The organism is Afipia massiliensis, from assembly GCF_001006325.2.
Classification (GTDB): Bacteria; Pseudomonadota; Alphaproteobacteria; order Rhizobiales; family Xanthobacteraceae; genus Afipia; species Afipia massiliensis_A.
In genome coordinates, this window is sequence record NZ_LBIA02000001.1 from 760863 (window position 1) to 784500 (window position 23638).

Sequence of the window (23638 nt, forward strand, 5' to 3'; positions counted from 1 at the left end):
CACCGCTGGACGCGATGGTCGCTCAACGTTGAGCGTCGTCCCCGCGAAAGCGGGGAACCATAACCACCGAACGACGCGATGATAGTGAGAAGGTCGCTCCAGCATCTTCCTCAAATCGAGCGCTCAGGGAGTATGGGTCCCCCGGCCTTCGCCGGGACGACGCGGAGAGAGACTCCCGCAACATTTCGTGATGGGGATACGAATCCCCGCGCTCTGAACCTCTCTTATGTTCGGCCTGTCCTGTTCGCGAGGGGCGCTTTCTAGAGGCGTCTGAAGGCGGAGCAGGATGCGGCGCCTGCACGCGTGTCTCGCACACACGTCGTCCGGGAGGCTGGGGTCACCGTCCGGGCCAACTACGTGGCTCTGCCGTTCGCGGCTGGACGTCGGTGAGGACGAAGGCGGCGAAAGCCGGCCGGATCAGGACGTGAAAGCGTCCGTCCTCACCCGGAAGTACGGTCCCCTCGCCCAAAATCGCCGGAATGGAGCGCCGCAAGGCGATGCGCTTCCGGACCTACATCGCCTCGCAAGCGATGCCGGAAGCGAAACGATACCAAGGTGCGCCTCGCGGCGCTCCATGCCCCTCGCTCTTGGGGCGGAACTAAAGCTCACCTCGCGCGACGCGCGAGAACGCAGACGCGTGGCTGTTTGAAAATTGAATCGGAAAGTCGAAGTGACGCACACTATCGCATCACACTCAATCGTCGTCCCCGCGCAGGCGGGGACCCATAACCGCCGAACGTTATGGTGACGAAGGAAAGAGTTGGCCCGCTATCGCGACAACATTGATGACTCAGGGAGTATGGGTCCCCGCCTGCGCGGGGACGACCGGAGAGAGGTCACGCGCGCCGTCTCAACACACGCGATGCGTCATCACCGGGCTTGACCCGGTGATCCACGTCTTGCTTGCGAAAGCAAATGAAGGCGTGGATGGCCGGGTCAAGCCCGGCCATGACAAACTGTAAGGTGTAGTGCTTGGCCTCACCGCTGCACGCGGATGCCGAGCATCACCACCGTGGAAGCTGAGTTCGCGCCGGTGATCGAACTATCCAGCCAGTCGTGGCGCACCTGCGCCTTGAGCTGGAACGTGCGCGACAGTTTGTAGACCAGATCGCCCTCCACAAAGTAGCGCTTGTCGAACCGCGTGCCGTCGTAGTCCGAGGTGCCGGTGCCGACCTTCGCGGTGCCGATCAGCCAGCGGCGAAATGCATGATCCACCTGCAACGAGTAATCGCGGGAGATCACACCGGAAACGCCGGCCAGAGTGGTCTCGCCGATGGACGATGTCGCATCGAGCCGCACCGTGGTCAGTCCGGATGCGGTCCAGATCAGCGACGCGCTGGTCAAGAGACCCGTCATGTCGGAAAGGCGCGGATCCTGATAGGTGCGCAGCGAATAGCCGACCGCGGCTTCGCCGGTCAGCAGCCGCGAGAATTCGAACGTGGTGCCAGCCTTCACATAGCCGCCGTTGGAATCGCGCTGATAGCCGGACCGGTCGAACTTCACGTCGTGAAGCCGGGTGTCGGCCTTCACTTCGCCGAACGGCTTCAGGCCGGGCATCAGGTCGTAGCTGACGCGCGCGAGCCCACCGAACTGGTTGTAGTTGCGGTCGTCGTTGGTCGTGCTCGTCCCGTCGGTGAGCATCGATTGCTGATACGTCGTGCGATCGGCAAGACCCGCGACCGAAACCTGCAGGCGGTTGAAATCGTGCTCGATGCCCGCAGTGCCGCCGATCGCTGTCGCCAGCGGATATTTGGTAAGACCCGCCTGGATGTTGGGCGAACCGGGATTGTCGGTGAAAACCCGCATCCGCAGTTCGGTGTTGATGCGGGTATCGCGCGTGGCGTCGATGCGGCCGTTGATCCTGCCGTTGAAATTCGGCGCGTTGATGCTGGTCGGCACCGGCGAGGGCCCGTCGATGCCCGGCGGAAATGTCGTGCCGTAGCCGGTGAAGGAGCCGCGCAGATCGGCGATCAGCGAATGGCGCTTCCAGTCGGACGCGATCAGCAATTCCGGCGCCACCCTGTAGAATGCCGATCCCTTCGGCTGGTTCATACGGCCGGGATTGGTGTCGTATCCGCCCCAGAGTTCGACCGCAGCCTTGGTGAGAAACGCGCCGCTGTGGAAACCGACATTGGCGAACGGATCGTCGTCGAGTTTCAGGCGGCGGCGCGCGGGCTGGCCGGGAAGCGTGCCGGCGACCGACGGCGAAACCGGGGCTGCGATGCGTGCGCGTGGTGTGGACGGCGACGGATTGCCTGGACCGACAAACTTCGGCTTCGGCGCGCCGGGATAAAGCTTCGGCTTTTTGCGCACGCGATTAAGCGAATCGAAGCCGCTCTCCGATGCGCCGGACGCTGGCGGAATGCCATAGGTCGGAATCGTGCCGATCCGCGACGGCGCAGGCGTACCGCGCGAATTATCGTCAGCCTGCGCAGTCCGGCGCAGCAGCGACTGGTCGCGCGGAGCGAACCCGCCCTGCGTGGGACTCAGCATGTCGGGAGTGAGCGACTGCGCGAATGCGGTTGAAGGGTGGCACAGCGCCAGCAGAGCGCACACCGGCAGCGCACGCCATTCGGGCGCACGCCAGCGATGGTCCCACAACCGGACAGGTTGCTGCGAGCCTTGCACTTTCACTCATCTCCCGGCCCCCGAAAGCCACTTGGGGCCGCGCCGGAAAACCAAACAACTTCAGACAATTGCGGAGGGAACGCCGCCGCCCGGCGCTGGAACAACGCCGTTAACAGAGTTAAAACAATTATGGTTAACGCCCCGTTGCGAGGGCCGGAGCGCGTCGCGTCAGCCGCTTCGATGTGCTAGGTAAACTCCCCGGATCGACGCGCGCACGGCGCTCCCTCCCCGCTCAATTGGAACCTGTTATGGCCAGCTCAACATCGCGGACAGCGACCCCTTCCGCGACCCGCACCGCGTCGGCGGCGATCGAATCCGCGCTGCGCACGCTCGATGCAGAAGCGAGCGGCGTCACCGCGCTGGCGAATGCCCTCCAGTCGGACCTCGGACCTGCGTTCGACGCCGCCGTCGCGCGGGTTCGTGAGGCCAAGGGCCGCCTGATCGTGACGGGCCTCGGCAAGTCCGGCCACATCGGCAAGAAAATGGCGGCGACCTTCGCCTCCACCGGCACCCCCGCCTTCTTCGTTCACGCGGCGGAAGCGAGCCACGGCGACCTCGGCATGATCACCGGCGACGATGTCATCATGGCGCTGTCTTGGTCCGGCGAGACTGCCGAACTGAAGAACCTGATCAATTACTCGCGCCGCTTCCGCATTGGATTGATCGCAGTGACCTCGGAGGCAGACTCGACGCTGGGCGCCGCCGCCGACATCGTGCTAACACTGCCCAAGGCGCGCGAGGCCTGCCCGCACAACCTCGCGCCGACGACGTCGTCGCTGATGCAGCTCGCGCTCGGCGATGCACTCGCCGTGGCGCTGCTCGAAAGCCGCGGCTTCACCGCGCTCGATTTCAGCGCGCTGCATCCCTCCGGCAAACTCGGCGCGATGCTGAAATTCGTGCGCGACCTGATGCACAAGGATGCTGCCGTGCCGGTCAAACCGCTCGGCACCAAAATGTCCGACGCGCTGGTGGAGATGACATCGAAGGGCTTCGGCTGCGTAGGCATTACCGATGCGCGCGGCGAGATTATCGGCATCGTCACCGACGGCGATTTGCGCCGTCACATGCGGCCTGACCTGATGACCGCCACGGTCGATGACGTCATGACGAAAAATCCGAAGACCATCAGCCCCGATCTACTCGCCAGCGAGGCGCTGGAGATCCTCAATACCTCGAAGATCACCGCGCTGATCGTCACCGACGGAAAGAAACCGGTAGGCATCGTGCATCTGCACGATATCCTGCGCGCAGGCGTCGCTTAACCGCGCGACTTAGTTCTGCGGAAATCGCGCAGCGTTCGACTCAAGCGGCAGGTCGAGACCGTTGGCGATGTAAGCAACCGTGTGATAAAAGCCGCAAAGCTGCATGATCTCCAAGATCTTCATGCCGTCGAAATGTGCGGCAAGCGCGGCGAACTCCTCACTCGTCAGCCTCGCGCGATGATGAAGCGCATCGACCGCCGCGATCAGCGTTTGCTCGGCGCCAGACCAGCACGACGCATCGGCCGGCTCGAGAACTGTCGCCCTCACCTGCTCGTCGGTCAGTTTCGCCGCTTGCGCGAAAGCAGTGACGTGCACACCCCACTCGTATTCGCAGCCGGTCAATGCGCAAGTCCGCTTAATGACGATTTCACGCTCGCGCAGGGACAGTGGCCCGCGATCGAGCAGACTGGCATTGCGAAACTTCTTCCACGCACGTTCGGACGTCGCAATCGTTCGAAATAGAACCAGCGGCGAAGCCCCCGGGGGCATGACCCGGTCGAAATCGGCCTGAACATCGGCCGGGTAAGGCGGCTGCAACGGCGCGATCCGTGACATCGCGAACTCCTGTGCTACAATATCGATAGCGCAATGCTACATTTTTAATAGCAAAAGGCAAGAGGCACGTCATGGCCAGCAAACCGGGACCGGCGGTCAGAACGAAGCCGGTGCGCGGCTCGGCATCGGGCCGCCCGATCATGGCTCTGCTCGATCTCCTGGGACGCCGTTGGACGCTCAGGATTGTCTGGGAGATGCGTGAAAAGGCGCTGACATCGCGTGAGTTGCGCGCGGCATGCGACGACGCATCACCGACCGTGATTCAGGCGCGGCTGGCCGAATTGCGCGCGGCCGGCTTCGTCGAAAAGCGCGACGCCGGCGGCTATCGGCTGACAGCTCAAGGCGAAGAACTGCTCGGCACGTTCATGCCGCTCCATCGTTTCGCGGACAAATGGAGCAAAGCAAACAAAGCAAAATAGTCCGACTTAAAAGTTAAGCCGGCTCCACACGCAGGCTCGCGCCGTCGGCATGAGTGATCTTAACGCGGCTGCCGGACGGCGCATCCGGTCCTGAGATGCGCCAGATCGTGTCGTCGATCCTCACTGTGCCGATGCCATCGACAATCGGCTTCTCAAGCGTGAAGACCCGTCCGATCAGGCTCTCCGCGCGTTTGTTGAGAAACGGCTTGTCGGTCGGACTTGCATTCCGCCCCGAGTAATATCGCCACAACGGCACCATCGCGACCGACAGCGCCGCGAAAATGATGATCTGCGCCTGCCACGACCATGCGACGCCGAACGACAGCAGCCCGACGATCAGCGCAGCGAGCCCGAGCCACAGCATGAACACGCCGGGCGCGAACGTCTCGATCGCCATCAGCACGACACTGAGGATCAGCCAGTTCCAAGCTCCGAGTTTCACGAAAAGATCTGCCATCGAGATGACCTTCAGACGGTGGGCTTGGTGTTCGGCACAGTCGGCGGACGGCGCGGCGCGGAAGCCGATCCACCCTCGCCGAACGTCGCCTTCGCAATCTCGGCGATGCCGCCGAGCGACGCCAGCATCCCGGTCGCTTCCATCGGCAGCATGATGATTTTCTGGTTCGGCGATTCAGCGAGCTGCCCGAATGCCTTGATGTACTTGTCGGCGATGAAGTAGTTCAGCGCGGCCACGTCGCCGCTGGCGATGGAGTTGCTGACCATTTCGGTGGCCTTGGCTTCCGCTTCGGCCGCACGCTCGCGCGCCTCGGCGTCGCGGAACGCAGCTTCCCTGCGACCTTCAGCTTGCAGGATCTGCGCCTGCTTGGCGCCCTCTGCGCGCAGGATTTCGGATTGGCGCTGACCTTCCGCCTGAAGGATTTCCGCGCGCTTGACGCGTTCGGCTTTCATCTGACGGCCCATCGCCTCGACCAGATCGGCGGGCGGCACGATGTCCTTGATCTCGATGCGGTTGACCTTGAGGCCCCACGGCGAAACTGCAGCATCGACCACGCGCAGTAGCCGCTCGTTGATCTCGTCGCGATGCGACAGCACCTGATCGAGATCCATCGACCCCATCACCGAACGAATGTTGGTCATGGTCAGCGTCACGATTGCCTGATTGAGGTTGGATACTTCGTAGCTCGCCTTCGCGGCATCGAACACCTGATAGAATGCGACACCATCCACCGACACGGTGGCGTTGTCCCGGGTGATGACTTCCTGCTCAGGAATGTCGATCACCTGCTCCATCATGTTCACCTTGCGGCCAACGCGATCGAAGTACGGGATGATAATGTTGAGGCCCGGACCCAGTGTGCGGGTGTACTTGCCGAACCGTTCGATGGTCCAGTCGTAGCCCTGCGATACTGTTTTCACGCCGGCAAACAGCGTGAAAATGACAAGCAGCACGAATGCAATCGCAAAAATATCGAAACCGGACATTGAAAACTCCCTGCGGACGAATCTGACGCGAGACTCGGCACCAGTCTAGCACGGGTGCACGACAGCCGCTCTGCTCCTGGTCGATTCTTGGTCGGTCAGAGGGGGATTACGGTTCGAACCAGGCGGCTGGCCCGCCTGTCAGATCCAGCCTTGCAACTCGCGCAACACAAGCTGACGGATCACATCCATGCCCTCGTCGCTGTCGTTCAGGCATGGAATGGCCGAGAAATCCTGACCGCCGGCATGGCGGAAGATTTCGGCATTCTCCAGCGCAATCTCTTCAAGGGTTTCGATGCAATCGGCCGAAAAGCCGGGCGTCACAACAGCAATCCGCCGCACGCCGTCCTTCGCAAGCTGTTCGACGGTTTGGGCGGTATAGGGCTGAAGCCACTCCTGATACCCGAAGCGCGACTGAAACGTCAGCATCAGACCCTTGTCGTCCAGCCCCATACGCACGCGCAGCGCCTCGATCGTCGCGACACATTGCGCCTGATAGGGATCGCCCTTGTCGATGTAGGACTGCGGCATGCCATGGAACGACGCGATGATCCGCTCGGGCTTGAACGGCAGTGTGGCGAGATGCCGCTCGATCGACACCGCAAGCGCGTCGATATAGTCCGGCTCGTCATAATAGGGCGGCGTGAAGCGCACGGTCGGCTGCGCGCGCATGTCTTTCAAGGCGGCAGCGACCTTGTCGACCACCGTGGCCGAGGTCGATGCCGAATACTGCGGATACAGCGGCATCACCAGAATACGGTCGCAGCCCTGCGCCATCAGCGCGTCGATGCGCGACTTGAGCGACGGATTGCCGTAGCGCATGCCCCAATCGACGATCACATGCTTCTGATCGGCAATCGACGCCGCCAGTTTCTCGGCCTGCGCGCGCGTGATCGTCTTCAGCGGCGATTCATTCCGCTCGGTATTCCAGATCTTGAGATAATCCTTCGCCTTGCGGCTTGGGCGGATCACAAGAACGATCCCGTTGAGGATCAATTGCCAGATCAGCCCCTGATTTTCGATCACGCGCGGATCGGACAGGAATTCCCGAAGATAAACCCGCACGCCGCGCGCGTCGGCGGTATCGGGCGTGCCGAGATTAACCAGCAGCACACCGACGCGTGAAGGCGCCGCCTGCGCGGCCGGCCGGTGTGCATCGAGAGGAATAACCGCTGTCATGATCGGTCTGGCATCGCGCTTTGCCTGAATGTTGTCAAGGCGACGGCGATCAGAAGCAGGTGACACGTTCCGCGGCAATGTATCCCAGCAGCAGGCCGACGCCGAACAGCAGCACCAGAGCCGCCGCGCCAAACTCGATACCGCGCAACAGAACCGCGCCGCCGCCGTCGCGGCCGGCAGCCATGCGAGCGGCAAGCCCCTTTGCCGATACTGCAATGATCGCAATGGCGGAAACCGTGATCGCGGTGCCGAGCCCCATCAACAGCGTCGCCGCGACGCCGGCCCAGAACAGGCCCTGCGCCAGCGCGAACATCAGCACCAGAATGGCGCCGGAACACGGCCGGATTCCCACCGTCAGGATGGCGCTCAGTCCGCGCGACCAGCCGCCGGGACCGGCAAGCGCGCTCGGTTCCGGCCCGTGCGAATGTCCGCAATGTTCGTCGTGAACGTGGCCTGCGTGATCGTGATGGACATGGCGCGCGTGGGCGGCGTGCGAATGATCGTGCGCGTGATCGTGATGATCATGACCATGCGCCATGGCCGGAACCAGTTGCGACGCTGGTGCACCGCGCAGCGATCGCAAGGCGCGGAAAAACCCGCCGCCCTTAGCGTAGACCAGCCGCGCCCCGAGTGCCGCGATCAGGCTGTAGCTGGCGATCTCGATAACGCGCTCGGTGCTGCACATGGTCTTCGCGGTGGCGTTCAGCAGCCAGGCTCCGATGCCGACGATTGCAATTGCCACCAGTGCCTGCATCAGGGCGGATGCGAACGACAGCACGATGCCGCGCTTCGCCGTTTCCTCGTTGGCGACGAGATAGGACGAGATGACCGCCTTGCCGTGACCGGGACCCGCCGCGTGAAAAACGCCGTAGGCGAAGGAAATGCCGAGCAGCGCCCACACCGCACTGCCATCGGTCTTGGCAGCGCGAATGGTCGCCGACATCTGGCGATAGAATTCGGATTGTTTGGCAAGCAGCCATCCGATGATGCCGCCAACCTGCGAGTCTGGAACAGCACCCTTGGGAGCACCGAATGGATTCTGAGCCCAAGCGGTATGAAGCAGGCTATCGGCGAGGCCGGCAGCAGCGAGCGCGATGAAACCGATCATCGCAATCCGCGTAAGCGACGGACGGAGCAGCATCAGGGGCAGTCCACCGTGATCTTGTTGGCGAACATGGCGCCGTAGTTCGAATTGTCGCCGTTCAGGAAGGTCTGCTCGTTCATGGTCTGGGCTTGCGTACTGCCGTCGCTCGGGCGCTGGAACGCCAGCTTGCAGTTCGCCGGCGCGCCGACCAGCACAACGGGATCTTTCTCATCCAGCTTGAAATCAATGAAGTAGGACGGATCGAACACCTCAAGCACCAGCGCCGGTGTCTTGACCGGCGCCTTGAACGGCAGCGTGAAATGCAGCGTCAGCGCCGCATCCTTGTATTCAAGATAGTAATCGACCGGATCGTTGAACTTTTCTTTCTTCTGGCCTCCCGCAGCGCCGGTCTTGGCGAAGGTGAAGAAGGCGTAATCCTTCAGCGACTCGACATTGGTCTGCGCCAGCGGCTTCAGCTCATCGCGGGTGTAGGCACCCTTGGTCTTGGTCTCGATGCCCTGCAGGGCATAAGTCGAGAACATGTCGTCGAAGGTCCAGGCGTGACGGACGCCGGTGATCGACCCGTCGGGCGCGTAGACCAGCTGGCTCTTGGCCACGATCCAGACATGCGGATGCGCCTGCGCCACACTCGCGGTGACCGCGAACAGAGCCACCGCGCATAGATATCGAACCAATCGACGCATCGTCATGGGACAAACTCGCTTGGGTCAGGCCGCTTCGGGTTCGTTGAGCAGACCGCGACGGCGCAACAGCGCGTCAGGCTCGGGCTTGCGCCCCCGGAACGCAATGTAGGCGTCTTCAGGATCGCGTGATCCGCCAGATGAATAGATGTCGTCGTGCAGCCGCTTCGCCACCGCCGGATCGAAGATATCATGCGCCTCCTCGAACGCGCCGAACGCGTCCGCATCCATCACTTCCGACCACATGTAGCTGTAGTAGCCCGACGCATAGTGATCGCCGGAGAAGATGTGACCGAATTGCTGGGGACGATGGCGCAACGCGATTTCAGCCGGCATTCCGATCTGGTCCAGCTCCTGCTTCTCGAACGCGCGAACGTCGGTGATCGAGGCCGCCGGCTGGGTATGGAATTCGAGATCCATCAGCGCGGATGAAACGAACTCCACCGTGGCAAAACCCTGATTGAACTTGCGCGCGGCGATGAAGCGTTTGAGCAGATCCGCCGGCAGCGGATCGCCGGTCTGGTAGTGCCGCGCGAATTTCTGCAGCACCTCCGGCCGCTCCTGCCAGTGCTCGTAAAGCTGCGACGGCAGTTCGACGAAATCCGTGAACACGCTGGTGCCGGACAGCGAGGGGTACATCACGTTCGAAAGCATGCCGTGCAGTCCGTGGCCGAACTCGTGAAACAGAGTGCGAGCATCGTCGAGCGACAGCAGCGACGGCTGGCCGTCGGTGCCCTTCGAGAAATTGCAGACGTTGATAACCAGCGGTGCGACATCGCCGTCGAGCTTTTGCTGGTCGCGCAATGATGTCATCCAAGCGCCCGAACGCTTCGACGGACGCGCAAAGTAGTCGCCGTAGAACAGCGCCTTGTGGTTGCCCTTGGCATCCTTGACTTCCCAGACCCGCACGTCCGGATGCCAGACCGGCACGTCCTTGCGCTCGCTGAAGGTGACGCCGAACAGGCGCGTCGCGACGTCGAAGGCGGCGTCGATCATATTGTCGAGCGCGAGATAAGGCTTGATTGCGGCGTCATCGAAGTTGGCGCGGCGCTGGCGCAGCTTCTCGGCGTAGTGGCGCCAGTCCCACGCGGCGAGCTTGAAGTTGCCGCCCTCCTCCGTGATGAGACCCTGCAAGGCGTCACGATCGGCCATTGCGCGGGCGCGGGCCGGTTTCCAGACCCGCTCCAGCAGGCCGCGCACGGCTTCCGGCGTCTTGGCCATGGAATCCTCCAGACGGTAGGCGGCGAAGCTGGGATAGCCGAGCAGCTTGGCGCGCTCCTCGCGCAGCCTCAAAACTTCAAGGATGATGGCGCTGTTGTCGTTGTCGTTCTGGTTATCGCCGCGGGCGGTGAAGGCCTTGAACACTTTCTCGCGCAGGTCGCGGCGGCTGGAGTCCTTCAGGAAGGGCTCCACAAAGGATCGCGACAGCGTCACCACCATCTTGCTCGGCATGCCGCGTTCTTCCGCAGCAGCCCTGGCCGATGCGACGAAGCTGTCGGGCAGTCCCGCCAGATCACCCTCGCCAAGCTCCATGGTCCAGTCCTGCTCGTCGCCCAGCAAATGGTGGCTGAACGAGGTGGCCAGATGCGCCAGCCGCTCGTTGATCTCGGCGGTACGCGCCTTGGCGGCCTCGCTGAGGCCGGCGCCCGATCGGTGGAAGCTGGTCCAGGTCCGCTCCAGCAGCCGCGCCTGCTCCGGCGTCAGCTTGAGCGAGGCGGCCTTGTCACGCAGCTTGGCGATCCGGGCAAACAGCGCCGCGTCCATGGAGATCGGATTCCAGTGCCGCGCCTGCTTCAGCGCGACCTCGGATTCGATCTTGAGCAGCTCGGGGTTCGAATGCGCGCCGACGAGGTCATAGAACACCGCCGACACCCTGGAGAGCAGCTTGCCCGCGCGCTCCAGCGCCGTGACGGTATTCTCGAACGTCGGCTCGGCCGGGTTGGCCTTGATCGCCTCGATCTCCGCAGTGTGGTCCGCAAAGGCCTTGTCGAAGGCAGGCAGGAAGTGCTCCGGACGGATCTGGGCAAAAGGCGGCGTCTCGAACGGCGTCTGCCAGGCCTGCAGGAGCGGATTGGCTCCCGGCGCTTGCAATGACGAGGCGGCGACAGCCGTTGAGGGCACTTCTGACATGGTGAGGCCTTATTTCCAGCGATTTCCCCTAGTGTGGTGGTTCGCAAGTCCGCATTGTTTCTACAGCGCGTCCTTTTGCGGACTTGCGAACCAAAACCACACTAGAATTATAGGTTTCTAGTGTCCTTTTGAATCCGAAGTTCGCCAGGAATGCGCCGAAAAATCAGGCGAACTTCGGATTCAGGACACTAGCCTCTCTATACCATCGGGTGGGGCTTTTTTGCGCCCTTAACGCTTGATCGGAGCCGCGATTTCGCAGAGATTGCGGCCCGAAACAGGATCAGAAGTCATGAACGCCAAGAAGCTTGAAGCCAACGCCCGCGAAATCGCGTGGCCCAGCGTCATCACCGTCGTCAGCGCCGCCATCCTGATCGGCGCCGAGGTGTTCGGCGCGGCCTTCGCCGGCGGCTGGGCGCTCGCGATTCTGTTCGGCCTCAGCGACACCAGCGCCCACATCGTCCAGATCGTGCTCTTCCTGATCGGCGTCGCCATCATGATCGCCTTCCTGCGCGGCGCGCAGCGCGTCGAGCCGTTTACACGCAAGATTTGAGGCTGCGCTGAAGCGCCTCGTGCGCTCAAAGCTTAACGCGCGTTCATCTTTCTCAACGTCTGTTCACAGCAAGCGCGACATTTCGATCACGCCATGGGGAAACTTGCCCCGTGGCGCAAAAAATACTTGCGAAGCAGACTCAAAACTCATATTTCACCCTTGCCCAATTTCGCACGTGCCTGTGGTCGTGTGTCAGTCGGTAGGTATCCGGACAAGAGGCCGGACAGCCGCCAAGGGACGAAGAAGCCGAGGGTCACTTAGGTCGGTCTAGACTTAAGAGGCCAGCATCTCTCTCCAGGGATGCCGTTGAAGGTGACTTTGCTCCTTGCAACCGTGACTGGCAGCCGGAGGCGAACCGGCGCACCCCGCTCTCAACGGGGGACGCGACTTAAAGCAACGACGGATCGGGCTTTTTTGGTCTCTGTTGGCTTTCCATCAGCCAGCGCGAATACCGAAGAGGCTTGTCCTTCATTGCCAGGTGTGCGGGCGGGAGCTTTCCCAACCAATCCACGGCAGCACAGTTTGGTCTGAGTGTTATGGCTCGGTCGCGCCTCCATCGCGTGACAGCCAAAGCGCTCATACCCGACATCATTTTTTTGGACGGTCCGTCGCAGGGCCGTTTGGGGAGAGTGCTATGACCGACCGTATCCAGGAATTCCTGCGCAACCGCCGCAGCGAGGGCCTCGACACCGAGCCATGTCTCGTCGTCGACCTCGAAGTCGTGCGCGACAACTACCAGACCTTCGCGAAGGCGTTGCCGGATAGCCGTGTGTTCTATGCGGTCAAGGCAAACCCCTCGCCTGAAGTGCTGTCGCTGCTGGCCTCGATGGGCTCGTGCTTCGACACCGCGACCGTCGCCGAAATCGAAATGGCGCTGGCCGCAGGTGCGACGCCGGACCGCGTCTCCTATGGCAACACGATCAAGAAGGAGCGTGATATCGCGCGCGCCTTCGCGCTCGGCATCCGCATGTTCGCGGTCGATTGCTCCGCCGAGGTCGAGAAGATCGCCCGTGCCGCTCCTGGCGCGAAGGTGTTCTGCCGCATTCTTTACGATTGCGCAGGCGCCGAGTGGCCGCTGTCGCGCAAGTTCGGTTGCGATCCGGAGATGGCTGTCGACGTGCTCGATCTCGCCAAGCGTCTGGGCCTGGAGCCTTATGGAATCTCGTTCCATGTCGGCTCGCAGCAGCGCAAGGTGAAGGCGTGGGACCGTGCGCTGGCGATGGCCTCGACGGTGTTCCGTGACTGTGCCGAGCGTGGGATCAACCTGTCCATGGTCAACATGGGCGGCGGATTCCCGACGAAGTACCTCAAGGACGTTCCTCCGGTCGTGCAGTACGGCCGGTCGATCTTCCGTGCGCTTCGCAAGCACTTCGGCAACCAGATCCCGGAGACCATCATCGAGCCGGGCCGCGGCATGGTCGGCAACGCGGGCATCATCGAGACGGAAGTCGTTCTGATCTCGAAGAAGAGCGACGACGACGAGAACCGTTGGGTCTACCTCGACATCGGCAAGTTCGGCGGTCTCGCCGAGACGATGGACGAGTCGATCCGTTACGCGATCCGCACGCCGCACGACGGCGCGGATATGGCTCCGTGCATTCTCGCCGGCCCGACCTGCGACTCTGCAGACGTGCTGTACGAGAAGGTGCCGTACCCGCTGCCCGTTACGCTCGAGATCGGCGACAAGCTGCTGATCGAAGGCACGGGTGCGTATACGTCGACGTACTCGTCGGTGGCTTTCAACGGCATCCCGCCGCTGAAGACCTACCACATCTGAGCTTCGCTCAGACCTGAATAACCGGGAGCCGGTCCGCCGGCTCCCATCCCGTCACATCGCTATTTTGCTGACAACGCTCCGCGGCTGCCTGCCGTTTGGAGTGGGGACTGACGTGCCATGACTGCTGTTTGGAAGACGACTGCCGCCCTCACCACCGAAACCGCTCCGTTCGCGATCCGTGCGGAGCGTGCTTCGGACGTCGTTGTGCGTGAAGCGCTGCTGGATGCGAGCTTCGGCGAAGGCCGTCATGCGCGCACCTGTCAGCGTCTGCGCGACGGACGTGCGCCCGCCGAAGGCCTCGCCTTCTCCGCGGTGCATGAAGGGCGCGTGGTCGGCACCGTGCGGTTGTGGCACGTCAGCGCCGGCGGCATCCCGGCGCTGGTGCTCGGCCCGCTGGCGGTCGACGCCTCCTGCCGCAAGCTCGGCGTTGGTGCCGCCTTGATGACACACGCGCTGGCGGCGGCGAAAGCCCGCGGCCATGGCGCAGTCATCCTGCGCGGCGACGCCGGCTACTACGCCCGGTTCGGTTTCTCGGCTGAGAAGACCGGCGAACTGGCGCTGCCCGGCCCGTTCGAGCGTGACCGGCTTCTGGCGGTCGAACTGCGCGACGGCGCGCTGAACGACGCCTTCGGCATGATCGTGGCGACCGGCATGAAGGCACGGCGTGCGCGCATCCGTACGGGTGGCAAAGCTCGAAAGCTTCTCATTCAGGCCGCTTGATTTGAGCGCAAAGACCCGGCATTGCGGGGCTTGAAATGAGCCCCGCAATGCTGCTGTCACAAGGAAAAGACCGATGTCCCGCCGCCTGATTTCATCCGGATCGCCCTTCGAAAAGATCGCGGGCTATAGCCGCGCCGTTGTCGACGGAGATTTCTGCTTTGTCGCCGGAACCACGGGCTATGATCTCGTCACGAAAGTCCTGCCAGAAGACGTGGCCGAGCAGACCCGCAATTGCTTCAAGACCATCGGTATTGCGTTGAAGGAAGGCGGCTTCGAGATGGCCGACCTCGTTCGCGCGACCTATTACGTTACCGACGCCAAGGACTTCGACGCGGTGTTCGCTGTGTGTGGAGAAACCCTCGGCGACATCCGGCCAGCCGCGACGATCCTTGCGGTCTCCGCCCTCTATAAGCCCGAGATGAAGGTCGAGATCGAAGTCACGGCCAAGCGCCGCAGCGTCTGATTTTCTCTTGAAGATCTTCGCTTCAGGATGGCCCGGAACAGCCGGGCCATCTTGTCGCAGCATATCCGTTGACTTTCCGGCCATCGACCCTACCTTAAGCTGATCATGTCGAACGTCTGCACCAACCACTCGCTGTTTCGCGCAGGTCGCCTCCAAACTGGACGGTGACCCGGGCGGACGCGCGTTTGCGCCGTTCCGGGTAGTTTGCAGTTCGTTTCATCCCCGCAAAAATTGAATCACGAAAGTCGCGCGGCACTGTTTGTGCCGATGCGTTCCGTTGTGAGGCACGTCATGATGTCAGAGCCTGTTCCACCGGTCAGCATCGCGTTCGGCGATTTCAGCCGCCTGAAAAGGGTGGCGGTTGAAGCCGTCAGCAAGCGCCATCCAATCGGCCGCTTCCTGCTCACCGAAATCGAGCGGGCAACAGTGTATGAGCCAGCCTTCGTGCCGGAACGCTGCGTCCGGCTCGATGACTGGGTGACATTTCGCGCGGACGAAAATGAACCGCTGGAAAGCCGCGTCCTGGTTCTTCCGGAAGGCTTCCGCAACAGCGCGCTTCATCTGTCCGTGCTCTCACCGTTGGGAGCAGCGCTGATCGGCCTGCATGCCGGTTCGCGCATCCATTACGTCGGCTTTGATGGCGTTCCGCATATCGCCATGGTGGAAAATCTCGATCCGCCCACCGGCGTGATTTCTCTTTTGCAGCGGCGGTCCATGAGGTCCGCGCAACGAGCCGATAACAACAACCCCGACCGTCCAGGTCCCACAGCCGCTTGATGGTGATGAACATGATCAACTACCTGCAACCGGAATTGCCTCCGATCTCCCTGCGCATGTGCGATGTCGATCGGCTCCGCAACCTCGCCGAGGCTGCCTCGGAAAAATATCCGCAGACCTGCGATTTCCTCGCGCGTGAAATCGAGCGCGCGGAGATCTTGCCGGACGCACGATTGCTGACGGGCCTCGTCGCGATGGAATCCGACGTCACTTTCCGCGACGACATCAGCGGCCAGGAACGGTCGGTGACGCTGGTTTATCCCGAGGCCGCGAATGTCGACGCCGGAAAGATCTCCATTCTGACGCCGATCGGCGCGGCGCTGATCGGCCTGTCGGTCGGGCAGACCATCGAGTTCCAGACCCCGGCAGGAGGCTGGCGGTCCCTGACCGTGCTCAAGGTCAAATAGCTACGATACTGACGGGCGGTCCGGTCCCGGATCGCCCGTACGACAATTTTATGAAAACCCCTGACGGCACGGCCCCGTTGCCGTCATCCCCAAGTTGCCGTAAGTCCTTCGCGGCTGCCTTCCCCTGCGATCTTCGGAGTTTCAGTGATGACATCCACCATTCACGCGCGCATCAGCGGCCCCATCGTCATGATCGGCTTCGGCTCAATCGGCAAAGGCACGCTGCCGATGATCGAGCGGCATCTCGATTACGACAAGTCGCGCATCACGGTGATCGATCCCAAGGACGAAGGCCGCAAGGCACATTGCGAGAAGCACAATGTACGCTTCATCCAGCAGGGCGTGACCAAGGACAATTACCGCGAACTGCTGACTCCGCTGCTCACCGAAGGCGGTGGCCAAGGTTTCTGCGTCAATCTTTCAGTCGATACCGGCTCCACCGACATCATGGAGCTCTGCAACGAACTCGGCGCGCTCTATATCGACACGGTCAATGAGCCTTGGCTCGGCTTCTATTTCGACGCGTCGAAGGGCCCGGAAGCGCGCTCCAACTACGCCCTGCGCGAGAACACGCTGGCAGCAAAGCGCGCGCGTCCCGCAGGCTCGACCACGGCCGTCTCCTGCTGTGGCGCCAACCCTGGCATGGTCTCGTTCTTCGTCAAGCAGGCCCTGCTGAATGTGGCCGTTGACCTCAAGCTCAATGCCCCGAAGCCGAAGGCCAAGGCGGAATGGGCGGACCTGATGCGCCAGGCCGGCATCAAAGGCATCCACATCGCCGAACGCGACACCCAGCGCTCGAAGAAGCCGAAAGAGCCGGACGTATTCGTCAACACGTGGTCGGTGGAAGGCTTCCTGTCGGAAGGCGTGCAGCCGTCCGAACTCGGCTGGGGCACCCATGAAAAGTGGATGCCCGAAAATGCACACACCCACGAAGCCGGCTGCGGCGCGGCGATCTATCTGATGCAGCCCGGCGCCGACACGCGCGTGCGCACCTGGTGCCCGACCCGCGGCGCGCAATACGGTTTCCTCGTCACCCACAACGAGTCGATCTCGATCTCCGACTATTTCACGGTGCGCGACGCATCGGGCAAGGTCATCTATCGGCCGACCTGCCACTATGCCTATCACCCTGCGGATGACGCGGTGCTCTCGCTGCACGAAATGTTCGGACGCGCTGCCAAGATGCAGGAGAAGCATCACATTCTCGACGAGAACGAGATTGTCGATGGCATCGACGAGCTCGGCGTGCTGCTGTTCGGGCACGACAACAATGCCTACTGGTACGGCTCACAGCTCTCCATCGAGGAAACGCGGAAACTCGCGCCCTATCAGAACGCCACTGGCCTGCAGGTGACCTCCGCCGTACTCGGCGGCATGGTGTGGGCACTGGAAAACCCGAATGAAGGCATCGTCGAAGCCGACGAGATGGATTTCGATCGCCTGCTGGAAATCCAGAAGCCATATCTCGGGCCGGTGAAGGGCTACTACACCGACTGGACGCCGCTGACGGATCGTCCGGGTCTGTTCCCGGAAGACATCGACACCAGCGATCCGTGGCAGTTCCGGAATGTTCTGGTGCGCTGACTGGATCAGTCATGAAATGCAGAAAGGCCAGACAACACGTCTGGCCTTTCTGTTTATGAAGATTGGCTCTAGTTCTTGATCGGCTCGCCCATCTTTTCCGCGGGCGCTGGCGGAAGCGCTGGCTTCGCGCCGCTCTTCTGAGCATCGGCATCGGGCCGTGCAGGCTCAGGTGCGGGAGTTATGGGCCTCGTGCCGCCGGGTTTTGAGTCCGCAGGTCCATCACTTTTACCGGCCGGAACAGACGGCGAAGGCTCAGACGGCTGCGTTGTCTGCGCGAACTGGATTTGACCGCGCGACGCCAGTTGCATCAGTGAAATTCCGGACAGTGTCAGTCCGCCCGCGATCAGAATCGCGGACAGGATGAAATCGATTCGATTGGCTCGTCGCTTTTCATCTGGAGTCATCTCGGCACCCGTTCATCGCCCATGAAAAGAGCCAACGGATGGTCACAACGATGGTTCCGGCATTTGCCGGTGCCCGCGGTGTCGCACTCAATGAATTGTGAATGAAAACGCGGAACCATCTTGGCGACTGGCGATACCATGTCGCGAATTCAATCCTTCGTGCTGACATCCCACGTCGCATGACGAACGCCGGGCCGCCGCGCCAGATCGGCTGCGACCGCGTCGAGTTCTTTCGCCTCGACGGCGGTGCTCACAAGCGTGGCGACGATTTCCACGACGCCTTCAGCACGATCAATGACATTCACGTCGCTCACCGGGTAGTGTGCCGCTTCCAACTTCTCAACCAGAAGCTCGCGCACGGCATCCATCGATGCGGTATCCACGGTGAGCCTGAATTCGTAGGTCGCTTCCGACGCGCGCGCGTCCAGCGGACTGCGGTTGATAGCATTGACCAATGGCCGCAGCAGCGTATTGCCCGCGAGCACGAACACCGTCAGCGCGACAGCCTGCGCCAGCATATCCGCTCCGGCGCAGCAGCCGACCGCCGCTGAACTCCATAATGTCGCGGCGGTATTCAGGCCACGGACATTCATGCCTTCCTTCATGATCACGCCGGCGCCAAGGAAGCCAATCCCGGACACCACATAGGCAATCACGCGCACCGCCCCATCGGCGCCGGCAAGCTGCATGGCCAGATCGACGAAGGCGGCGGCTCCCACCGCAACCAGCACGTTGGTTCTCAAGCCGGCCGTTCGCAGGCGATACTGGCGCTCGGCTCAGATGAGGGTGCCGAGAACGAACGCCGCCGTCAGGCTGACGAGGGTGTCGAGAAAATCATAGGTCTGGAAAGTCGTCAGGAAGCGCATGGCGCCTGATTACTCACTACAGAGCAAGCAGTCCAGCATCGCCGTCTTCGGCTGCGAAAGCCAGCAGCGATCCCTTTGCATTCCATGACAGCGCCGCAACCGGCTCGCCCGCATTCCTGCGCACAAGGATTTCCGCGCCGTCCTCGATCCGCACCATCAGCACGGTGCCGTCGCTGTAGCCTACCGCGAAGACCTCTTCCTTAGGATTGCATGCAACCACCGTCGCCTTGGCCTGCAGCGGCGCCAGCATCAACGGCTCCTTGCCCATCGGGCCGTCCTTGCTCGAGAACGGCCACAGGATGACGCTGTCCGAGCCGGAGGTTGCGAGGAATTTTCCGCCTGCGCTCCATGACATCGAGCGCACCCGCGCGGGGTAGCCGGTCATGCGCATGTGGCGCGAGTCGGCCAGCCGCCAGCCGTGCAGCGCCGATTCATGCATCGTCGTGACAAGGAAGCGATTGTCGGCGCTGAAGGTGACACCGAGATGCGATCCCTTCCATTCGAGAAATTCGGGTTTCGCACCCATGTTGGGAAACCACAGCGTCACACCGTTGTAATGCGCAACCGCGAGACGCACGCCCTTCGGTGCGAACGCCAGACCGCCTACCGTTGAGGGCACATCGAGCGACTTTTCCTCGCCCTTCGGCGCACGAACATAGGCCGTCTTCCCAGCGGACCACGCCACGGCGCCATCCGCATGCAAGGCGACATTGTCGATCCAGCGGCGCTTGGCGTCGGTGGCGAGCGTTTCGATGTTCGACTTGGCATCGATCGATGTCAGCTTGCCGTCATCGCCGCCCATGACGACGCGCTTGCCGTCGGACGCCGAGCACAGGATGCCGCCGCCATGCACGGCGACGACATTCGTTTCGCCTTCGCCGGTCGCAAAGGTCACGTTTTCTTCCGCACCGACGAACGCCGCAACGTCGCCGAGGAAATGTACGGCGGTCGCAGGCGCATCGAGCTTTACGTTCGTGACGCGATCAGTGACGGAGACGATGGAGGCCGTCTCCGGGGCCGGATTGAAGTCTGTCATCACGCAATGGTTTTCGCGAAGCCGTCACGAATCGCCTGCTCAGGCAATTCGCGGCCGATGAACACAAGGCGGCTCTCACGCGCTTCGTCTGCCTTCCATTTCCGCTGATGGTCGCCCTCCAGCATCATGTGGACGCCCTGAAATACATAACGGTCGTCGTCGCCCTTGAACGAGAGGATACCCTTGGAGCGCAGAATCTTCTCGCCGTCCTTGGCGACCAGTTCCTGGAGCCACGGCATGAACTTGGTCGGATCGACCGGCTTGTCGGTGCGCAGCGACAGCGACTGCATGTCCTCGTCGTGATAGTGCTTCATGCCGCCGTGGGAATGGCCGTGGTCGTGATGGTGGTCATGGCCGTGATGGTCGTGGTGATGATGATCGTGGTCATGGTCGTGACCGCCATCCTCAAGAAACTCAGGCTCAAGCTCCAGAATACGATCAAGATCGAACGCGCCGCGCTCCAGCACGTCCGACAGTTTGACCTGTGCGCGCTCGGTCCGATGGAGCGTCGCATAGGGATTGATCGCACGGATACGGGCCTCGACCTCGGCCAGTTCGGGCTTCGTGACCAGATCGGTCTTGTTCAGCACGATAACGTCGGCGAAGGCGATCTGGTTCTTGGCTTCCGGCGCGTCCTTGAGGCGGTCGCTCAGCCACTTGGCGTCGGCCACCGTCACTACCGCATCGAGCGTGGTCTTCTCGCGCACGTCCTCGTCGACGAAGAAGGTCTGCGCCACCGGCGCGGGATCGGCGAGACCGGTGGTTTCCAGAATGATGGCGTCGAACTTGCCCTTGCGCTTCATCAGGCCGTCGATGATGCGCACGAGATCGCCGCGCACCGTGCAGCAGACGCAGCCGTTGTTCATTTCGAACACTTCTTCATCCGCGCCGACGATCAGATCGTTGTCGATGCCGATCTCGCCGAATTCGTTGACGATCACGGCGTACTTTTTGCCGTGGTTCTCGGACAGGATGCGGTTTAGCAGCGTGGTTTTTCCGGCACCGAGATAGCCGGTCAGTACGGTCACGGGGATCTTGTTGGCAGCGGCTTCAGACATGGAATCTCCAGGCAGTCATACACACGCCCGGCGGCGGGGTGGCCCCTGCCCTAGCTCGAAAGCGCGCTCGTCAGGGCCTTTATATTGTGCCGGACCATATCAATGTAAGTGGGTGCTGGCCCCTTTTCGTCGGTCAGACTGTCCGAATACAGCGTTCCGCCGATATTCGCCCCGGTCTCGGCGGCGATCCGCCGCATCAGCCGCGGATCGCTGACATTTTCCAGAAAAACAGCCGGAATTTTCTGCTTTTTGATCTGGGTGATAATGGCCGCAATGTCCCGGGCGCTGGGCTCCGATTCGGTCGATACGCCCTGCGGCGCGATGAATTTGATCCCATAGGCGACGGCGAAATAGCCGAAGGCGTCGTGGGTCGAAATCACGCTGCGGCGTCCGGGCGGGATTTTCACTATGGCCTCACGAATCTCGCGGTCCAGCGCATCGAGCTTTGCAAGGTAGGCATCGGCGTTGGCTCTGTAAGCGTTCGCGCCGGCCGGATCGGCTGCGATCAGGGCGTCGCGGATGTTGGTGACGTAGGTCTTCGCGTTGACCACCGACTGCCAGGCGTGCGGGTCGGCATTACCCGGACCATGATCGTGGCCGTGGCCATCCTCGATCTTGCGCGTGGCAATGCCCTTGGTGGCAACAATCGTGACCGCCCGGCTTCCGGATGATTTCACCAGACGCGGCAGCCAGCCCTCAAGGCCGAGGCCGTTGACAATCACGAGCTTCGCATCGGCGATCTTCTTCGCGTCGGACGGCGTCGGCGTGTAGACGTGGGTATCGCTGTTGGGACCGACCAGCATCGTGACACTGACCCGCTCGCCACCGATGTTCTTCGCAAAGTCATCGAGGATCGAGAACGTCGCGACCACGTTGAGAGGCCCGTCGGTCGCCTGTTGTGCGGAGACGGGAGCGACGGCCAGAGCCAGCACAGCAACGATGACGCTTATAAATCGAAGCACAGCCTCTCCTCACGCTTCGAGATGACGGCCCGGAAATAGCTGACGCACCAGACCGCTGACGCTGCCGAACAAGACCGACACCACATACAGCCCCGCGCAGACCAGGATGATCGCCGGCCCCGACGGCACCTTGGTGTGGAACGACAGCAGCAAGCCTGCAAACCCCGACAGCGCGGCGCTCGCCACCGCGATTCCGATCATGCCGGTGATGTCGCGCGACCAGAACCGGGCGATGCCTGCGGGCAGGATCATCAACCCCACCGCAAGCAGCGTACCGAGGGCGTGAAAGCCGTTGACCAGATTGATGACGACCAGCGCGAGGAACGCCAGATGCGCCGGCGCGCCGGCCCGGCTCACCGTGCGCAGGAACACCGGATCGACGCACTCGATCACCAGCGGCCGATAGATCACCGCCAGCACAAGCAGCGTGATGGTGGCGTTGAACGCAATCACCAGCAGCGTCTGGTCATCCATCGCGAGAATATTGCCGAACAGCACATGCAGCAGGTCGATGTTGGTACCCTTGATCGACACGATGGCGACACCGAGCGCCAGCGACACGAGATAGAATGCCGCCAAGGAGGCGTCTTCCTTCAGTTCAGTGGCGCGCGCGACCAGACCCGACAGAATCGCGACCGTGAACCCCGCGACCAACCCGCCGAATGTCATCGCGAACAGGTTGAGACCGGACAGCAGGAAGCCGATAGCCGCGCCCGGCAAGATCGCGTGCGCCATCGCATCGCCGACAAGGCTCATCCTCCGCAGCATCAGGAACACGCCGATGGGCGCGCCGCCCAGTGCCAGCGCAATCACACCGGCCAGCGCGCGGCGCATGAATTCGAATTCCGTGAAAGGCGCGATCAGCGCGTCATAGATCATGAGATCACGCTGCCTGCGATGGCGTGTCGACGCACGGCGCAGCACCATCGTCGAAGGCTTCGCACATGTGCCGCGCGGCCAGCAGGTTTTCCTGCGTCAGCACCTCTGACGTCTTGCCCCATGCCACTTTTGAGCGCGCCAGCAATAACGTCTCGAGGAAATTCGCGCGCACCAGATCCATGTCGTGCAATGCGGCGAGGACCGTACGCTTCTCCGCGTGCCAGCGCCGCACCAGAGCAACCAGGTCGGCGGACGTCTTGGCGTCGATGGCGTTGAACGGCTCATCCAGCACGATGACACGCGCATCCTGCAACAGCACGCGGGCGAACAGCATGCGCTGCATCTGGCCGCCGGACAGCGTGCCGATCGGACGATTTTCGAACCCGCTCAGCCCGACCGCGGCCAGCGCTTCCGTGATCCGCGCCTGCTCGTTCTTGCCGAGCCCGCCGAAGATGCCCCTGCGGCGCCACAGTCCGGTGCCGACGAAATCGTAGACCGAAATCGGAAAGCTGCGGTCGATGTCGGCGGTCTGCGGCAGATAGGCGATGTCGCGCTGATTGAGATCGCCGAGTCCGATGACACCGGCCAGCGGCTTGAGGATGCCGACGATGCCGCGAAACAGCGTGGACTTGCCTGCACCATTCGGGCCGACCACCGCCACCAGCGCACCGGCGGCGACCTCGCCGCTCAGGTGATGCACGGCGGGATGGCGGTCGTAGCCGAGCGTCACATCGCGGAATGTCAGTTGCGCGGACAT

23 protein-coding genes and 1 pseudogene are annotated in these 23638 nt (G+C 62.3%); 9 read left to right on the top strand and 15 right to left on the bottom strand.

The features are described 5' to 3' along the window. Nucleotides 1-978 precede the first annotated feature (978 nt). On the bottom strand, nt 979-2628 hold the full coding sequence (locus YH63_RS03450; protein ID WP_246658114.1) for an outer membrane beta-barrel protein: 1650 nt from the start codon (nt 2626-2628) through the stop codon (nt 979-981). Nucleotides 2629-2876: 248 nt separating this feature from the next. Between YH63_RS03450 and YH63_RS03455 the strand changes: the two genes are divergently transcribed. After that, nucleotides 2877-3890: a KpsF/GutQ family sugar-phosphate isomerase gene (locus YH63_RS03455; protein ID WP_046828814.1), complete on the top strand. Its 1014-nt coding sequence runs from the start codon at nt 2877-2879 to the stop codon at nt 3888-3890. 9 nt (nt 3891-3899) lie between these two features. Here the strand turns inward: YH63_RS03455 and YH63_RS03460 are convergent, their stop codons facing one another. Beyond that, the gene (locus YH63_RS03460; RefSeq protein WP_046828813.1) at nt 3900-4445 is read right to left on the bottom strand and encodes a carboxymuconolactone decarboxylase family protein; all 546 of its coding nucleotides are present in this window, start codon (nt 4443-4445) and stop codon (nt 3900-3902) included. 71 nt (nt 4446-4516) lie between these two features. On the opposite strand from YH63_RS03460, the gene YH63_RS03465 reads away from it, so the two are divergent. Beyond that, nucleotides 4517-4864 carry a winged helix-turn-helix transcriptional regulator gene (locus YH63_RS03465; protein ID WP_046828812.1) on the top strand — a complete coding sequence of 116 codons (348 nt, stop codon included), beginning with the start codon at nt 4517-4519 and terminating at the stop codon, nt 4862-4864. A 13-nt stretch (nt 4865-4877) separates the two neighbouring features. Here YH63_RS03465 and YH63_RS03470 read toward each other — a convergent pair whose 3' ends face one another. The 6 genes from YH63_RS03470 to YH63_RS03495 form a co-directional block, all read right to left on the bottom strand. After that, complete coding sequence (locus tag YH63_RS03470; RefSeq protein WP_046828811.1) at nt 4878-5321, bottom strand: NfeD family protein; 444 nt, start codon at nt 5319-5321, stop codon at nt 4878-4880. Between the two features lie 11 nt (nt 5322-5332). Beyond that, complete coding sequence (locus YH63_RS03475; RefSeq protein ID WP_046828810.1) at nt 5333-6307, bottom strand: SPFH domain-containing protein; 975 nt, start codon at nt 6305-6307, stop codon at nt 5333-5335. Nucleotides 6308-6445: 138 nt separating this feature from the next. Further along, nucleotides 6446-7483: a ferrochelatase gene (hemH, locus tag YH63_RS03480; RefSeq protein WP_046828809.1), complete on the bottom strand. Its 1038-nt coding sequence runs from the start codon at nt 7481-7483 to the stop codon at nt 6446-6448. Between the two features lie 49 nt (nt 7484-7532). Further along, nucleotides 7533-8624, bottom strand: a complete 1092-nt coding sequence (locus tag YH63_RS03485) for a nickel/cobalt transporter (RefSeq protein ID WP_046828808.1) — start codon at nt 8622-8624, stop codon at nt 7533-7535. Further along, a complete protein-coding gene (locus tag YH63_RS03490; RefSeq protein ID WP_046828807.1) occupies nt 8624-9277 on the bottom strand; it encodes a DUF1007 family protein in 654 nt (217 codons plus the stop codon). The genes YH63_RS03485 and YH63_RS03490 overlap by 1 nt, the downstream gene beginning before the upstream one ends. Before the next feature lie 18 nt (nt 9278-9295). Beyond that, entirely contained in the window at nt 9296-11398 is a 2103-nt protein-coding gene (locus YH63_RS03495) for a M3 family metallopeptidase (RefSeq protein ID WP_046828806.1), read from the bottom strand. Nucleotides 11399-11687: 289 nt separating this feature from the next. On the opposite strand from YH63_RS03495, the gene YH63_RS03500 reads away from it, so the two are divergent. The 7 genes from YH63_RS03500 to YH63_RS03535 all read left to right on the top strand — a co-directional run bounded on the left by YH63_RS03500 (nt 11688) and on the right by YH63_RS03535 (nt 17676). Beyond that, entirely contained in the window at nt 11688-11948 is a 261-nt protein-coding gene (locus tag YH63_RS03500) for a hypothetical protein (protein ID WP_046828805.1), read from the top strand. Nucleotides 11949-12582: 634 nt separating this feature from the next. Then, the gene (locus tag YH63_RS03510) at nt 12583-13725 is read left to right on the top strand and encodes a type III PLP-dependent enzyme (RefSeq protein ID WP_046828804.1); all 1143 of its coding nucleotides are present in this window, start codon (nt 12583-12585) and stop codon (nt 13723-13725) included. A 117-nt stretch (nt 13726-13842) separates the two neighbouring features. Then, complete coding sequence (locus YH63_RS03515; protein WP_046828803.1) at nt 13843-14445, top strand: GNAT family N-acetyltransferase; 603 nt, start codon at nt 13843-13845, stop codon at nt 14443-14445. A gap of 73 nt (nt 14446-14518) precedes the next feature. After that, nucleotides 14519-14908 (top strand): RidA family protein, encoded by a 390-nt coding sequence (locus tag YH63_RS03520; RefSeq protein ID WP_046828802.1) that lies wholly within the window; start codon nt 14519-14521, stop codon nt 14906-14908. Nucleotides 14909-15199: 291 nt separating this feature from the next. After that, complete coding sequence (locus YH63_RS03525; RefSeq protein ID WP_046829779.1) at nt 15200-15685, top strand: GreA/GreB family elongation factor; 486 nt, start codon at nt 15200-15202, stop codon at nt 15683-15685. An 11-nt stretch (nt 15686-15696) separates the two neighbouring features. After that, a complete protein-coding gene (gene rnk, locus YH63_RS03530; RefSeq protein WP_046829778.1) occupies nt 15697-16092 on the top strand; it encodes a nucleoside diphosphate kinase regulator in 396 nt (131 codons plus the stop codon). A 147-nt stretch (nt 16093-16239) separates the two neighbouring features. After that, nucleotides 16240-17676: a homospermidine synthase gene (locus YH63_RS03535; protein ID WP_046828801.1), complete on the top strand. Its 1437-nt coding sequence runs from the start codon at nt 16240-16242 to the stop codon at nt 17674-17676. A gap of 68 nt (nt 17677-17744) precedes the next feature. Here the strand turns inward: YH63_RS03535 and YH63_RS21785 are convergent, their stop codons facing one another. The 7 genes and pseudogenes from YH63_RS21785 to YH63_RS03570 all read right to left on the bottom strand — a co-directional run bounded on the left by YH63_RS21785 (nt 17745) and on the right by YH63_RS03570 (nt 23638). After that, a complete protein-coding gene (locus YH63_RS21785) occupies nt 17745-18080 on the bottom strand; it encodes a hypothetical protein (protein ID WP_046828800.1) in 336 nt (111 codons plus the stop codon). A gap of 149 nt (nt 18081-18229) precedes the next feature. Beyond that, nucleotides 18230-18946: pseudogene (locus YH63_RS03545) on the bottom strand (MgtC/SapB family protein). 16 nt (nt 18947-18962) lie between these two features. Continuing rightward, nucleotides 18963-19982 (bottom strand): WD40 repeat domain-containing protein, encoded by a 1020-nt coding sequence (locus tag YH63_RS03550; protein WP_046828799.1) that lies wholly within the window; start codon nt 19980-19982, stop codon nt 18963-18965. Beyond that, nucleotides 19982-21040 carry a CobW family GTP-binding protein gene (locus YH63_RS03555; protein ID WP_046828798.1) on the bottom strand — a complete coding sequence of 353 codons (1059 nt, stop codon included), beginning with the start codon at nt 21038-21040 and terminating at the stop codon, nt 19982-19984. The genes YH63_RS03550 and YH63_RS03555 overlap by 1 nt, the downstream gene beginning before the upstream one ends. A 50-nt stretch (nt 21041-21090) precedes the next feature. Beyond that, nucleotides 21091-22002: a metal ABC transporter substrate-binding protein gene (locus YH63_RS03560; protein ID WP_046828797.1), complete on the bottom strand. Its 912-nt coding sequence runs from the start codon at nt 22000-22002 to the stop codon at nt 21091-21093. Between the two features lie 9 nt (nt 22003-22011). Beyond that, on the bottom strand, nt 22012-22881 hold the full coding sequence (locus tag YH63_RS03565) for a metal ABC transporter permease (RefSeq protein ID WP_046829777.1): 870 nt from the start codon (nt 22879-22881) through the stop codon (nt 22012-22014). 4 nt (nt 22882-22885) lie between these two features. Next, the gene (locus YH63_RS03570) at nt 22886-23638 is read right to left on the bottom strand and encodes a metal ABC transporter ATP-binding protein (protein WP_046828796.1); all 753 of its coding nucleotides are present in this window, start codon (nt 23636-23638) and stop codon (nt 22886-22888) included.

Bases quoted from the DNA above. Each gene is read 5' to 3' on its own strand.
- YH63_RS03455 (WP_046828814.1), top strand. From the start codon at position 2,877: ATGGCCAGCTCAACATCGCGGACAGCGACCCCTTCCGCGACCCGCACC.
- YH63_RS03460 (WP_046828813.1), bottom strand. From the start codon at position 4,445: ATGTCACGGATCGCGCCGTTGCAGCCGCCTTACCCGGCCGATGTTCAG.
- YH63_RS03465 (WP_046828812.1), top strand. From the start codon at position 4,517: ATGGCCAGCAAACCGGGACCGGCGGTCAGAACGAAGCCGGTGCGCGGC.
- YH63_RS03470 (WP_046828811.1), bottom strand. From the start codon at position 5,321: ATGGCAGATCTTTTCGTGAAACTCGGAGCTTGGAACTGGCTGATCCTC.
- YH63_RS03475 (WP_046828810.1), bottom strand. From the start codon at position 6,307: ATGTCCGGTTTCGATATTTTTGCGATTGCATTCGTGCTGCTTGTCATT.
- hemH (WP_046828809.1), bottom strand. From the start codon at position 7,483: ATGACAGCGGTTATTCCTCTCGATGCACACCGGCCGGCCGCGCAGGCG.
- YH63_RS03485 (WP_046828808.1), bottom strand. From the start codon at position 8,624: ATGCTGCTCCGTCCGTCGCTTACGCGGATTGCGATGATCGGTTTCATC.
- YH63_RS03490 (WP_046828807.1), bottom strand. From the start codon at position 9,277: ATGACGATGCGTCGATTGGTTCGATATCTATGCGCGGTGGCTCTGTTC.
- YH63_RS03495 (WP_046828806.1), bottom strand. From the start codon at position 11,398: ATGTCAGAAGTGCCCTCAACGGCTGTCGCCGCCTCGTCATTGCAAGCG.
- YH63_RS03500 (WP_046828805.1), top strand. From the start codon at position 11,688: ATGAACGCCAAGAAGCTTGAAGCCAACGCCCGCGAAATCGCGTGGCCC.
- YH63_RS03510 (WP_046828804.1), top strand. From the start codon at position 12,583: ATGACCGACCGTATCCAGGAATTCCTGCGCAACCGCCGCAGCGAGGGC.
- YH63_RS03515 (WP_046828803.1), top strand. From the start codon at position 13,843: ATGACTGCTGTTTGGAAGACGACTGCCGCCCTCACCACCGAAACCGCT.
- YH63_RS03520 (WP_046828802.1), top strand. From the start codon at position 14,519: ATGTCCCGCCGCCTGATTTCATCCGGATCGCCCTTCGAAAAGATCGCG.
- YH63_RS03525 (WP_046829779.1), top strand. From the start codon at position 15,200: ATGATGTCAGAGCCTGTTCCACCGGTCAGCATCGCGTTCGGCGATTTC.
- rnk (WP_046829778.1), top strand. From the start codon at position 15,697: ATGATCAACTACCTGCAACCGGAATTGCCTCCGATCTCCCTGCGCATG.
- YH63_RS03535 (WP_046828801.1), top strand. From the start codon at position 16,240: ATGACATCCACCATTCACGCGCGCATCAGCGGCCCCATCGTCATGATC.
- YH63_RS21785 (WP_046828800.1), bottom strand. From the start codon at position 18,080: ATGACTCCAGATGAAAAGCGACGAGCCAATCGAATCGATTTCATCCTG.
- YH63_RS03550 (WP_046828799.1), bottom strand. From the start codon at position 19,982: ATGACAGACTTCAATCCGGCCCCGGAGACGGCCTCCATCGTCTCCGTC.
- YH63_RS03555 (WP_046828798.1), bottom strand. From the start codon at position 21,040: ATGTCTGAAGCCGCTGCCAACAAGATCCCCGTGACCGTACTGACCGGC.
- YH63_RS03565 (WP_046829777.1), bottom strand. From the start codon at position 22,881: ATGATCTATGACGCGCTGATCGCGCCTTTCACGGAATTCGAATTCATG.
- YH63_RS03570 (WP_046828796.1), bottom strand. From the start codon at position 23,638: ATGTCCGCGCAACTGACATTCCGCGATGTGACGCTCGGCTACGACCGC.